Origin of the sequence: Lacinutrix sp. 5H-3-7-4, assembly GCF_000211855.2 — a bacterium.
GTDB lineage: Bacteria > Bacteroidota > Bacteroidia > Flavobacteriales > Flavobacteriaceae > Lacinutrix.
The window spans coordinates 2084199-2096846 of sequence record NC_015638.1 but is presented as its reverse complement, the minus strand read 5'-3'; the positions used below and the strand labels follow the sequence as shown (position 1 = coordinate 2096846).

The window sequence follows — 12648 nt, the reverse complement described above, 5'->3', positions numbered from 1 at the left end:
CAGTTTTTACTGAAGCTTTTTAATTAATATTTAACTATAATTTATTTTACTATTAGTTTTTTTATAGTTTCAGTTTTACCATTTTTCAGTTTTATAAAATACAATCCTGATTCTAAATTAGATATGTTTAATTGGGTTTCTAAACTGTTTACGTTTAATATTTTTGAATTAACCATTTTTCCTTGAACATTAATTATTGTTACAGAAGTGTTTCCGCGTAAAGCGATATTACTTTTTATTATAACTTCATCTTTTGCAGGATTTGGATATAATGAAAAGTTTTGTGTTTCGAATGTATTCACAGATAGTTGAAACTCTACAAACTCTGTTATAAAAGTATTGGTTATTACAGGAGCATTAAAATCGAAATAAATTTCTGCGGTATTTGGTATTGTTGTACCAATAGTATAACCTGCGGTTGGTTTAATTTTATAATACACATAACCATTACTGCCTCTATCGTCTTGCGATTGTGCTGGTAAATTTATATTATTAAATGTCCAGGTTAATTGGTTATTATTTTGAAGCATTACAACATCGTGACTGGATCTTAGCATTTGTAATGTACTAACATCTAGTAATGGATTTAAAGTATTTTCTATACGTACATTTATAGCATCTGCAGTACCAACATTTTGAAATCTTACGGTGTAATACAAATACTCGTCTGAATTTGTAAAATCCTGATAAACAACAGACTCTCCATGTGATTCTGTAATATCGTTAGGATCGTAAGAGCCTATAACTTCCTGTGTAATTACAGATGTATTATTTGCAGTATTAACATCGTTTGCTGCTGTTGTATACGTTGTAGAACTTGTTACAAACTCTCCTAAGCTTACTGTTGGTGGTGTATATAATTGAAACCAAATTATTCTTGATTCTCCTGGTTGTAAATTTGTAAAGTTTACTGTAGCTCCAGTTGCTGTTGGTGTTACTGTAGTTTCTGCATCTAAAATTGTTTCTCCTACATAGTTTACAATAGGATCACTAATAAAGGTTACTGCTCCAGATGTTACAGGTGTTGAGCCTAAGTTTTCAATTACAAGATCGTTATAATAATTAAATCCTGGTCTTGGCGCACTCCATGGTATTAAATAAACCGATACATCTTCGCAAGGCATTAACTCTGTTACTGGAAAATTAATTACAGTAGTACTGCCATTTGCTACTGTTACGTTCTCGAATAATGAAGTAGCTATATCAAAACAGTTTTCGTAGCCGCTGGTTTCGGTAAATGAAATATCATAACTATTGTTTTCATCTTGATTTGTTATGGTAAAACTTCCTGTGTTAGAACTTACTGTATTAGTTACTGCATCGTTATTAACTTCATAAATAAAGGTTCCGTTTGTAAATGGTATTTCGTTTGCATTAAAAATACCATCACTATTTTCGTCTAAGAAAGCATTTACTTCTATTAACCCAATATTGCTTCCGCAGAAAACATCAAAATCTATAGGGTTTGCTTCACATCCTATTACACTAAAATCTGATTCTATATAAATTGTAACAGAACTTCCTGTTGTAGTAAATGTTAAGCCTGCTAAATCTCCAGAATTACCATATGGAGTATCTGCATTTAAATTTGTGATACCATCACTATCTAAAACAATTAGCTCGTCGAAATTATTTTCTGTACTACCAGAATTAAATACAATATATAATGGAGATCCATCATTACTCGAGAAGTTATATTGTTGCGTTTCGTTATTTGAATAGCAAAATGTTGTATTTACAGGTATATTTAATGTGCAATCAATATACACGTTTGGATCTGCTCTTGTTGTAAAAGTAGTTTCGCTACAACCTGTTGCATCTCCATTTGCGTTATATGGTGTAATAGTTACATAATAATTGGTTGCAAAATTTAAAGTACCAACATTGTAAGTTGTAATATTTCCTACATCTAATAAATTTAAAACATCTGTTGCGCCACTAGATGTGCCTAACGATATTTTATAACCAGTAACTAAACCAGTTGCATTAGACCATGTAAAATTTATATTTTCATTTACATCAACCTCTAAATCTTGTGGTGATATTAGTACTGAATCACAATTTGGAACTGCTGTAGTATCAAAACAATCTACAGTATATGTTATAGGATTATAATTACTACTTTGACAACTTATAGAATTGTCTGAATCTACATATATTGTAATTGTATCTCCTGTAGATTGAAAGCTTAAGTTTGAAACATCGCCATTATTTCCATAAGGTATTGTTGCATTTAAATTTGTGCCATTTGTATCTAATACAATTAACTCATCGTAAATATTTTCTACTTGACCAGAACTTATAATTAATTCTAGTGGAGAACCATTTGTACTGGTATAAGTATATTGTACTCCATCTTCACTATCATAACAAAAGGAATTACTTACTGGTTGCCCACAAGTAACTTGTTCTGGTTGTGTGCCACAGTCTGAAACAATAAGATTAAAACTTGTAATAGCATTACACTCTGTTCCTATTGGAGAAACTCTTAAATAAATTGTTTCATTTTGTATTGCTACATATTGGCTTGGGTTAGTTATTAAATTTGTTTGATTTTGTGCATCACTTAAGGTTAAATAATGTTCAAAATTATAAAACGCACCATTACTTGTGCTTGGATTTTGAATAAGCTCATCAAGTTGAGATGCAATATTTACAACATCTTGAATACAAGCTGTTATATCGTTTGGAGTAGATAAAACTGGAGTTTGATATTCCATAACATCAATACCTGCTGTATTGGTGCATCCAGTAACATTATCTGTAACTGTTACCTCATAATAACCTCCAATGTTAATAGTAATTGTTGGTGTATTTTCTCCTGTATTCCATGAAAAGGTAGCATTTGGATTTGAATTTGGATTTAATACAACACTACTATTATCACAAATAGATCCAGGATAATCAAAATCTGCTATTGGTATATTATACAAGTTTAAATTTATAGTAGTAATCACATATTCTGTTGTAGAAACTTCTGTTACTCCTGCATAAATCACAGGAATATTAGGCGAATAGATATAATTTAACGGGTTTGAAATGGCGTTGTTTTCTAATACTGCGTCATCATAAACTTCATAATAAACAATAGTATAATTTGCAGGATCCAACCCATTTAAAATTTCTGGATTTGCAGTGGTTAAATTAAAGCTAATATTGCCACTAAAATCTTGACATGTATTTAATGTTGCTGGATTTACTTGAAATGAATTAGACTGTGTAACAAGATCTAATGAAGTAAAAGCATTACATAAAGTATTAAAGTTTTCGACTCTTACATAAACGGTTTGCGAAAAAGCTACAACGTTAGTATATGGACTTGAAATTGCATTTACATTGTTATAAGAATCTACTTGTGTTTCATGAAATGTAATACTTAAGTTAGTGTTCCCGTTTGCAATTTCACTAATCTTACTATCTAAATTAAAATTTGTAATTCCATCTCCATCTGGATCTGGGCTGTATAATGCTGTTGGATTGTTAATTATAAGCTCTTCAGTTTCAAGATATAAAACCAACAAATCACTTACAAAAACACAACCTGTAGATAAGTCTAAAATTCGCATATATATTGTTTGGTTGTATGCTTGGGTATTAAAATAGGTGTTTGGTTGTGTTATTTGATTTAATCCTGAATACGCATCGTTTAAAGATTCAAAATAAGAAACTTCTAAATTTGAAATTCCATTTAATATTTGAGTTTCATTTATAGTTAAATCAAAAACTCCAAAACCATTACTAGATTCACATGATATAACATCAAAAGCTTGTGCATTAATATTTAAGACATTAACAATAATATTAAAATCTACTATGCTAAAGCATCCAGTTGTAGCATTTTCTAATCTTACATAAATGGTTTGAAAATTAGGTGTTGTATTTGCAAAAGCAGTTGGATTTGCAATTAGGTTAGTGTTGGCAATCGCATCACTTTCACTTAAAAAATAACTTATAGTATTTCCAGATTCTCCATTTAAAATTATGGCTCCATTAATTGTTAAATCGAAAGTTGAAAATCCATCGTTATCATCATCACAAACCTCTAAAACATTTGGTACACCTGCTACCGGATTTGGCAAAACCCTTATGATTAAGGTTGTTGAATCAAAATTTCCAGATATAATTTCTTCAACTCTAACATATAACGTTTGAGGATTTATAAAATTTACAAACGGACTAGCTAATGCATTTAGATTTGCATTAGCTTCACCTGGTGTTAAATGATATGAAACAATAAAATCGTTAGGATTTTGATTCCCTAAAATTTCTGCATCTTTAAGTGTTAAATCAAAAGCGGTTACTCCATCTTGCGTTTCATCGTCACATAAATCAAAAGATGTAGGTTGATTTGCTATTTGGGAGTAGTTAAAAACAGAGGTTAAACAAAGTCCTAATAAAAGTAATAGTTTTTTCATAATAGCGTTAGTTTAGTGATTGATTGTTGGTTACAATATTATAACAACCAAAAAATGAAATTTCCTACTTGTTATATTATTTTTAATTGATAAAAGAAGATTGTTTAGGTTATATTAAATTTAGGTTATATTAAATATTAACATATTTTATTTTCAAACAATCTTTTTAGCGTAAATTTGTCTATTCTCTAAATATAGAATTAATAGTTTTAAATTAATGGTTTACAAACAAATAAATAGCACCCAAAATACTTTAGTTAAGCAAATTGTTTTATTAAAAGACAAATCTAGAGAACGAAAAAAAACAGGATTATTTATAGTTGAAGGACTTCGTGAAATTACATTAGCTCTAAAAGGGAATTATAATTTAAAGACCATTTTATTCTATCCAGAACTTTGCGATGTAAATACTTTAGAATCTCTAGGTAATTTAAATGCTGAAATTATAGAGATAAGTAAAGATGTTTATACTAAAATTGCATATCGAGAAACCACTGAAGGTATTATAGCAATAGCGAAAACTAAAGAAAACAATTTTGAAAATTTAAGCTTTAACACCAAAAACCCATTAATTTTAGTTGCTGAAGCTCCCGAAAAACCAGGAAATATTGGCGCCATTTTACGTACTGCAGATGCTGCAAATATAGATGCTGTAATTATTGCAAACCCTAAAACAGATTTATACAATCCTAACATTATACGCTCTAGTGTAGGCTGTTTATTTACCAATCAAATTGCAACTGGAAGTACCGAGGCTATCATTAACTTTTTAAACTCTAAAGGCATAAATATATATGCTGCTATTTTACAAGAATCACAAGAATACCACAAGCAAGATTTTACAACACCAACAGCAATTGTAGTTGGTACAGAAGCTACTGGTTTAAGTAATTACTGGCGAAACGCTGCCAAAAAAAATATAAAAATACCTATGCAAGGTGCAATAGATTCTATGAATGTTTCTGTAGCTGCGGGAATTTTAATTTTTGAAGCAAAAAGACAACGCGATTTTAAATAACAGTAAATATTACAGTTACTACTCTACTAAAAAATCAAAATATTGATTACGGTAAGGTTCTCCTCGTAGTGTAAAATGCCACCACTCTTTAGCGTAGTTTCTAAAACCATTATCTAGCATTACTTTTTGTAGTAGTTCTCGGTTTTTAGCCTGTACTTTATTTAGATTATTATTTTCTATCCATGAAGCACTCCCAAAAAAATCGTATGGCGATCCCATATCTAATTCTTCTCCAGTTTCAATATTTACAATTGTAATATCTAATGTACTACCGCTACTATGTCTTGATTTTGAAGCTATATAACCAGATTTAAATAAGTTTTTCTTTTCTACATTTGGGTAAAATTGTTGTTTCATTAAAGTATCGCTTTCTACTTTTGCCCAACGTACAAAATGATTTACTGCGCGTTGCGGTCTATAAGAATCGTAAATTTTTATAGATAGATTTTGCTTTGCTAATTGCTCTTGTACCTTTTTTAATGCTGTAGCTGCTTGAGAAGTTAATATGGCTTTATTTTCTATATAACCATCAATAACTTCTCCTACAAAGTTATTATCGCTACAATAGCGTAACTCTGTCTGTATCGTTGGTACAACATCTTTTACATAAACAAAACCTTTTGGGAGTTGTGCAAAACTAGATAATGAATATATTGTTAGTAAAAAGGAAAATAAAGCTCTCATAAAACAAAAATTATACGCTAATTTAGAGAAAAATTATTGACTATGAGTTTTCCTTGGCACCTTTACTTAATGGCTGCAATGTATATTTTTGCTGGTATCATGCATTTTATAAAACCAAAAATGTATAAACGCATCATGCCGTTATATATTCCTAATCATGACCTAATGGTTAAACTTAGTGGCGCTGCAGAAATTATTTTAGGTATTGGTTTGTGTATTCCTACCTTGAAGAATATTTCAATTTATGGAATAATTTTAATGTTAACAGTCTTTTTACTAGTACATTTTTATATGCTTTCTGGTGAGAAAGCTTCAGCCGGAATACCTAAATGGATTTTAATTTTAAGACTTCCATTACAATTCTTTCTAATGTATTGGGCGTATTGGTATCTTAATTTTTAAATCATGTTATTTCCCTCCAAAGAAATAAAACTAAATCTTCCAGATGCAGATATAAGTTATTTTCCTAATGTTTTTAATACTAAAGAATCTTCCATACTCTTTAATACCTTACTAAAAAAGACAGATTGGCAGCAAGACAATATTACAGTTTTTGGTAAAACACATTTACAACCTAGATTAACTGCTTTATTTGCAGAAAATAGCAATACCTATAGTTACTCTAATATAACAATGCATCCCAAACCATTTTCTAAGGCTCTATTAGACATAAAATTAAAAGTAGAAAATATAACTAATTCCAGTTTTACTACTTGTTTAGCAAACTATTACAGAGATGGAAACGATAGTAATGGTTGGCATGCAGATAATGAAAAAGAGTTAGGTACAAACCCAATAATAGCCTCTGTAAGTTTTGGAGGTGTACGCCGATTTAATTTAAAACATAGGTTTGAAAAAACACTTACATCTAAATTAGAATTAGAAAATGGTAGTTTACTACTAATGCAAGGTAAAACGCAACATTTCTGGTTACACCAAATTCCTAAAACAAAAAAGAAAGTCGCACCAAGAATCAATCTTACTTTTAGAATAATAAAACATTAAAACACAAAAAAACCGAAGTCCCTCAACTTCGGTTTTCTGTTATTTGCAATATGTATTTTAGGTTAGATTTAGGGTTTCTATATCAACTTAAGTGATGCAAATATTAATTAATTAATCCATTGAACTAAATTATAATATTTAGTACTCTGCTAATGTATGGTAGTTTTTAGATTTTGGACGTTTAAGTACCCTTATTTTCGATGAAATACACGTAATTTTAACATTTTCGGATAAAAATATACTAAATACCGATGAAATACACTGTTTTAAATATTGAAAAATAATATTTCCGTTTAAATATTTAAGTGTAATTTAGCGTTGAACTGTATAGGTATATACCTTAAAAAAAATATTAAAATATAATTTTATATAACTATGAAAACAAAATACATAGTGTTTCTTTTATTGTTTAGTCAATTTATATTTGCACAAAACACAAACTTCTCTTCACAAGAAATTGCTATTAATAAATTAATAGATGGCACTTTATTAACACCTAATAATGAATCCAAACAAAATTTAGTAATTATAATTGCTGGTTCTGGACCAACAGATAGAGATGGTAATCAAAATTTTTTAAAAAGCAATGCTTTAAAAAAACTAGCACTAGGTTTAACAAATAATAATATTGCAACCTTTAGGTACGATAAACGTATTGTAAAGCAAATTAGAAAAAATAAGGTTGATAAAAATATTATGTTTGATGATTTTGTTACAGACGCTAAAGCTGTAATAGACTATTTTAAAACAAACTACGCATTTAAAAACATATACGTAGCAGGACATAGCCAAGGAAGTCTAGTAGGTATTATTGCTGCAAAAGATAAAGCCGATGGTTTTATTTCTATTGCTGGAGCAGGACAAGCAATAGATCAAGTTATTATAGAACAAATAGAAAAAACAGCGCCAATGTTTATAGAAGATACTAAACGTATTTTTGGTGTTTTAGCAGAAGGTAAAACAACTACAAATTTTCCTCCTGCTTTAGCAAGTATATTTAATTTAGATGTACAACCGTTTATTGCAAACTGGATGAGTTATAAGCCTCAAGAAGAAATAAAAAAACTGGAAATGCCAATTTTAATTATTAATGGAACAAAAGATTTACAAGTAAGTGAGGCCGAAGCCAAATTATTAAATGATGCTGCTAAAGCGTCTACATTAGAAATTATTGAAAACATGAATCACATCATGGTACCAATCACTGGTGGCGATTTAGAAAACTCTAAATCTTATAATGAAACCGCAAGAGCTTTATCTCCAGAACTAATAGAAACTATTACAGCGTTTATAACTAAATAATTTTAGTAGTTACATAAAATAGAAAAAGCATTCCATTACGGAATGCTTTTTCATACTAACCAACCAAAAATATGTAATTAAAACTCGTAATTTAAAGTAACCACACTCTAAAATAGTCATTGTTTTTAACTACACTTAATATAAAACAATATGTGTGCCAAACTTTTTTATGTCATTATTAATTAACTGAATATTAAGAAAGTATTATCATAAATTAATAAATAGAAAAAGCATTCCAAGACGGAATGCTTTTTCATACTAACCAACCAAAAATATGATAAATAACCACTCGTAATTTAAAGTAACCACACTCTAAAATAGTCGCTGTAATTATTTACTATTAGTATATTTCAATTAGTATGCCAAACTTTATTTACTTGTTTTTTTTATCCTACCTTTAATTCTGTATTTTGCAAAACTTAAACTAACAACTATGGATACTACACCTTTATTTACAAACGACACCATTGTATTTGGATTATTAATGCTAGCCTTAGGATTTATTTTTTATACAGAATCTATTGAGAAAGGATTTTGGCCAAAATTCTATAAAATTGTTCCTGGCCTATTTTTAGCTTATATGATTCCTGCAATATTTACAACATTTGGGTTAATAGCTCCAGAATGGGAAACAATAAAAGAAAGTGGTGAAATTGTAACAGGAAAGTCTAATCTCTATTATGTTTCAAGTCGTTATTTATTACCAGCAGCTTTAGTTTTAATGACCTTAAGTATAGATTTAAAAGCCGTATTTAATTTAGGTTGGAAAGCACTTATTATGTTTTTTACAGGTACTATAGGTATTGTAATTGGTGGACCAATAGCCATTTTATTAATATCAATTTTTTCTCCAGAAACCGTTGGTGGTATTGGACCAGATGCTGTATGGCGTGGGCTTTCTACCTTGGCTGGAAGCTGGATTGGTGGTGGCGCTAACCAAACTGCAATGTTAGAAATTTACGGGTACAACCAAAAACTTTATGGAGGTATGGTGTTTGTAGATATTGTTGTAGCTAATGTATGGATGGCAATATTATTAATAGGTATTGGTAAACGAGATAAAATTAATAAATGGTTAAAGGCCGATACTTCATCTATTGAAGAGCTAAAAGTAAAAGTTTCTACTTTTTCTGAAAAAGTAAAAAGAAATCCATCTGTTACAGATATGATAATTCTTGGTGCAATTGCATTTGGCACGGTTAGTATTGCTCATTTTTTAGCTGATTTTTTAGCACCATTTTTCGAAAATGTTGTTGCAGGAATACAATCTCCAACTACAAAAAATATATTTACATTCTTAGGTTCAAAATTCTTTTGGATGATAAGTATTTCAACATTAATAGCCATTCTACTATCATTTACAAAAGCCAAAACTTACGAAGGTGCTGGAGCAAGTAAATTTGGAAGTGTATTTATTTACATATTAGTTGCCAGTATTGGTATGAAAATGGATTTAACACTAATATTTGACAATGTTGGCCTTATTGCCGTAGGTATTGTATGGATGACTATTCATGCTGTATTATTAATATTTGTAGCCAAAATAATTAAAGCTCCGTATTTCTTTTTAGCAGTTGGTAGTCAAGCTAATGTTGGTGGCGCTGCTTCTGCACCAATTGTAGCTTCAGCTTTCCATCCATCCTTAGCAACTGTAGGTGTTTTATTAGCCGTATTTGGATATGCTGTTGGAACTGTTGCGGCAATTGGCTGTACAATTTTAATGGAATTAGCCGCTGCTGGTTAGTATTTAATTATTTTTTATAGCATATTTGCGCACTTAACTTTTTAAATAAAATTCATGCAAAAAATAATAACAATACTGTGTCTTTCACTTATTTTCTCTTGCGGAAATGATGACAGTTCTAAATTGACTGTAAAAGGTCAAATTAAAGGTTTAAAAAAAGGAACTGTTTACTTAAAAAAAGCAAATGATTCTACTTTAGTAACTGTAGATTCTTTAATTGTAAATGGAGATTCAAACTTTAAATTAGAAAGTGACATAGAAGAACCTGAGGTATTTTACCTTGAGTTAGATAAAAATGATAACGATGAGAGCCAAATTTCATTTTTTGCAGCTAAAGGTGTAACTGAGATTAATACAACTTTAAAAAACTTTGTTTACGACGCCACTATAAATGGAAGTGAACAACAAGACAAATTAAACGATTACCGTAACATGTTGACAAAGTTTAATAATAGGTATTTAGATTTGATAAAAGAGAATTTAGAGGCAATGCAAAATAATGATACAATAGCAGTTGCCAAAGCACAAAAAGAATCTAAAAATTTAGAAAAAAGAAAATACTTGTATACTGCTAATTATGCGATTACTATAAAAGATAGTGAAGTTGCTCCTTATTTAGCGCTAAGTGAATTATATAATGCAAATATTAAGTTATTAGATACTATTAATAATTCTCTTACTCCAGAAATAAAAGCATCACTTTACGGAAAAAAATTACAAAGTTTTATAAACGATATTAAAGTTAAAGAACAACAATAAGCAAGATTTATAAAAAATAAAAAAGCCTGAGTTTAAATTAAAACTCAGGCTTTTTTTATTGCTCTAAATACTATAAGAAAGAATATAAAATCAAAAAAACCTTAACTACAAAAGTAATTAAGGTTTATTAAGAGCCGATGGAGGGACTCGAACCCACGACCTGCTGATTACAAATCAGCTGCTCTAGCCAGCTGAGCTACATCGGCGAAGCGAGTGCAAATATAAATTTGTAATTTATATTTGCAAACTTTTTTTTAAACTTTTTACAGTTTATTTATTCTTTCTATAAGTTCGCGACCCTTAGTCTCTAATTCTGTGTTAATTGACTTAAAGTGTGCTTTTTTATTTTCTACATCTTTTGCGTTTACTTTTGCTATTAAAACGTCAAAAGTCTCAATTGCATCATCAATAATTGCTTCGCTTTCTTTAGTTTCTTTTGTTGGGTTAGTATATTCCCACACATCAACTGCTTCAATAATGTCTCCTAAAACATAATTAATGTCTTTTTTTAGGTCTCTTTTATTTGCCATAATATAATTATTTATTTAACGGCAAAATTAAACATTAACTTGTAATTGTAGAGCTTTTTTTTAAGTATTTTAATTATAGATATACTGTAATATATATTTTCAATAAAATGCTTTTAAATAAGCTAAAACTTGGTAAAAAAATATAGGTGTTGTTTTATTTATTATTAACCAGAATACGTTACAAAATTACGAGGTGTTTCGTAAAGTGTTATTTCAAGGTCTAGATGGGATTCTAATTTAGCTTTAATCTTATTATATATTATTACAACAATATTTTCGGCTGTGGGATTTAGTGTTTTAAATTCAGGCACATCTAAATTTAGGTTTTTATGGTCGAAAGCATCTTCAATTTCAGTTTTAATAATCTGCTTTAATACTTTCATATCTATTACATAACCTGTTTCTTGGTCTATGTTGCCGGTAACACTCGCTATTAACTCATAATTATGCCCATGGTAATTGGGATTATTGCATTTACCAAAAACAGCGTTATTTTTAGTCTCGCTCCAATCTTTTCTATATAACCTATGCGCTGCGTTAAAGTGTGCTCGTCTACTTACCGTTACTTTCATTTGATGTGTTTATGAATGTATAAAATTTATCAAATATAATTTTAAACCATGCTGTATATATTTCTGGTTGCTGTACAATATCTGTTTTCACAGCTTCTAACGGCATCCATTTCCAGGCAGCTACTTCACTTTTATTTATATTAGGTTCTTTGTTATATGTACCTACCATAATGTGATCTAGTTCATGTTCTGTTAAGCCATTATCAAAAGGTGCTTTGTATATAAAAGAGGTTTTTTCTTCAAGTTCTGTTTCAAAGCCCATTTCTTCTTGTAAACGTCGTTTTCCCGCGGCTAAGTTGCTTTCTCCTTCTCTTTGGTGACTGCAACATGTATTTGTCCATAAACCTGGTGAATGGTACTTATCTAACGCTCTTTGTTGTAGCATTAATTCATTATCATCATTAAATACAAAAACTGAAAATGCGCGATGTAACAAAGCTTTCTCGTGCGCTTCCATTTTAGGCATTAAACCTATTTGTTCGTCTTTTTCGTTTACTAAAATTACTTTTTCTTCTATCATTATCTTTATTGAGGTAAACAAATTTACAAAATAGAGAATACTTTGAATTGGCTTTTTGGTTTATTTTAGTATTACTTTTAAACGAAAAAAGCATCCTAC

11 protein-coding genes and 1 tRNA gene are annotated in these 12648 nt (G+C 29.6%); 6 read left to right on the top strand and 6 right to left on the bottom strand.

Annotated features, from left to right (window positions below):
- Positions 1–41: 41 nt before the first annotated feature.
- Positions 42–4415, bottom strand: coding sequence for a T9SS type A sorting domain-containing protein (locus tag LACAL_RS09305; RefSeq protein WP_013870471.1), 4374 nt, complete (start codon positions 4413–4415; stop codon positions 42–44).
- Positions 4416–4632: 217 nt separating this feature from the next.
- Between LACAL_RS09305 and LACAL_RS09300 the strand changes: the two genes are divergently transcribed.
- Positions 4633–5433, top strand: a complete 801-nt coding sequence (locus tag LACAL_RS09300; protein ID WP_013870470.1) for an RNA methyltransferase — start codon at positions 4633–4635, stop codon at positions 5431–5433.
- Between the two features lie 18 nt (positions 5434–5451).
- Here the strand turns inward: LACAL_RS09300 and LACAL_RS09295 are convergent, their stop codons facing one another.
- Complete coding sequence (locus LACAL_RS09295) at positions 5452–6117, bottom strand: M15 family metallopeptidase (RefSeq protein WP_013870469.1); 666 nt, start codon at positions 6115–6117, stop codon at positions 5452–5454.
- Between the two features lie 42 nt (positions 6118–6159).
- Here LACAL_RS09295 and LACAL_RS09290 point away from each other — a divergent pair, with 42 nt between their 5' ends.
- The 5 genes from LACAL_RS09290 to LACAL_RS09270 all read left to right on the top strand — a co-directional run bounded on the left by LACAL_RS09290 (position 6160) and on the right by LACAL_RS09270 (position 10927).
- Positions 6160–6519, top strand: coding sequence for a MauE/DoxX family redox-associated membrane protein (locus LACAL_RS09290; RefSeq protein ID WP_013870468.1), 360 nt, complete (start codon positions 6160–6162; stop codon positions 6517–6519).
- Positions 6520–6522: 3 nt separating this feature from the next.
- Complete coding sequence (locus tag LACAL_RS09285; protein WP_013870467.1) at positions 6523–7122, top strand: alpha-ketoglutarate-dependent dioxygenase AlkB; 600 nt, start codon at positions 6523–6525, stop codon at positions 7120–7122.
- 375 nt (positions 7123–7497) lie between these two features.
- Entirely contained in the window at positions 7498–8424 is a 927-nt protein-coding gene (locus LACAL_RS09280) for an alpha/beta hydrolase (RefSeq protein ID WP_013870466.1), read from the top strand.
- A gap of 433 nt (positions 8425–8857) precedes the next feature.
- On the top strand, positions 8858–10168 hold the full coding sequence (locus tag LACAL_RS09275; RefSeq protein ID WP_013870465.1) for a DUF819 domain-containing protein: 1311 nt from the start codon (positions 8858–8860) through the stop codon (positions 10166–10168).
- 54 nt (positions 10169–10222) lie between these two features.
- The gene (locus tag LACAL_RS09270) at positions 10223–10927 is read left to right on the top strand and encodes a DUF4369 domain-containing protein (protein ID WP_013870464.1); all 705 of its coding nucleotides are present in this window, start codon (positions 10223–10225) and stop codon (positions 10925–10927) included.
- Positions 10928–11059: 132 nt separating this feature from the next.
- On the opposite strand, the gene LACAL_RS09265 is transcribed toward LACAL_RS09270, so the two are convergent.
- The 4 genes from LACAL_RS09265 to idi form a co-directional block, all read right to left on the bottom strand.
- A tRNA-Thr gene (locus LACAL_RS09265) sits at positions 11060–11133 on the bottom strand.
- 57 nt (positions 11134–11190) lie between these two features.
- Positions 11191–11457: a hypothetical protein gene (locus tag LACAL_RS09260; protein WP_013870463.1), complete on the bottom strand. Its 267-nt coding sequence runs from the start codon at positions 11455–11457 to the stop codon at positions 11191–11193.
- Between the two features lie 164 nt (positions 11458–11621).
- On the bottom strand, positions 11622–12029 hold the full coding sequence (locus LACAL_RS09255) for a 6-carboxytetrahydropterin synthase (RefSeq protein ID WP_013870462.1): 408 nt from the start codon (positions 12027–12029) through the stop codon (positions 11622–11624).
- A complete protein-coding gene (gene idi / locus LACAL_RS09250) occupies positions 12010–12549 on the bottom strand; it encodes an isopentenyl-diphosphate Delta-isomerase (RefSeq protein WP_013870461.1) in 540 nt (179 codons plus the stop codon). Before idi ends, LACAL_RS09255 begins: the two co-directional genes overlap by 20 nt.
- Positions 12550–12648 lie beyond the last annotated feature (99 nt).

Bases quoted from the DNA above. Each gene is read 5' to 3' on its own strand.
- LACAL_RS09305 (WP_013870471.1), bottom strand. From the start codon at position 4,415: ATGAAAAAACTATTACTTTTATTAGGACTTTGTTTAACCTCTGTTTTT.
- LACAL_RS09300 (WP_013870470.1), top strand. From the start codon at position 4,633: ATGGTTTACAAACAAATAAATAGCACCCAAAATACTTTAGTTAAGCAA.
- LACAL_RS09295 (WP_013870469.1), bottom strand. From the start codon at position 6,117: ATGAGAGCTTTATTTTCCTTTTTACTAACAATATATTCATTATCTAGT.
- LACAL_RS09290 (WP_013870468.1), top strand. From the start codon at position 6,160: ATGAGTTTTCCTTGGCACCTTTACTTAATGGCTGCAATGTATATTTTT.
- LACAL_RS09285 (WP_013870467.1), top strand. From the start codon at position 6,523: ATGTTATTTCCCTCCAAAGAAATAAAACTAAATCTTCCAGATGCAGAT.
- LACAL_RS09280 (WP_013870466.1), top strand. From the start codon at position 7,498: ATGAAAACAAAATACATAGTGTTTCTTTTATTGTTTAGTCAATTTATA.
- LACAL_RS09275 (WP_013870465.1), top strand. From the start codon at position 8,858: ATGGATACTACACCTTTATTTACAAACGACACCATTGTATTTGGATTA.
- LACAL_RS09270 (WP_013870464.1), top strand. From the start codon at position 10,223: ATGCAAAAAATAATAACAATACTGTGTCTTTCACTTATTTTCTCTTGC.
- LACAL_RS09260 (WP_013870463.1), bottom strand. From the start codon at position 11,457: ATGGCAAATAAAAGAGACCTAAAAAAAGACATTAATTATGTTTTAGGA.
- LACAL_RS09255 (WP_013870462.1), bottom strand. From the start codon at position 12,029: ATGAAAGTAACGGTAAGTAGACGAGCACACTTTAACGCAGCGCATAGG.
- idi (WP_013870461.1), bottom strand. From the start codon at position 12,549: ATGATAGAAGAAAAAGTAATTTTAGTAAACGAAAAAGACGAACAAATA.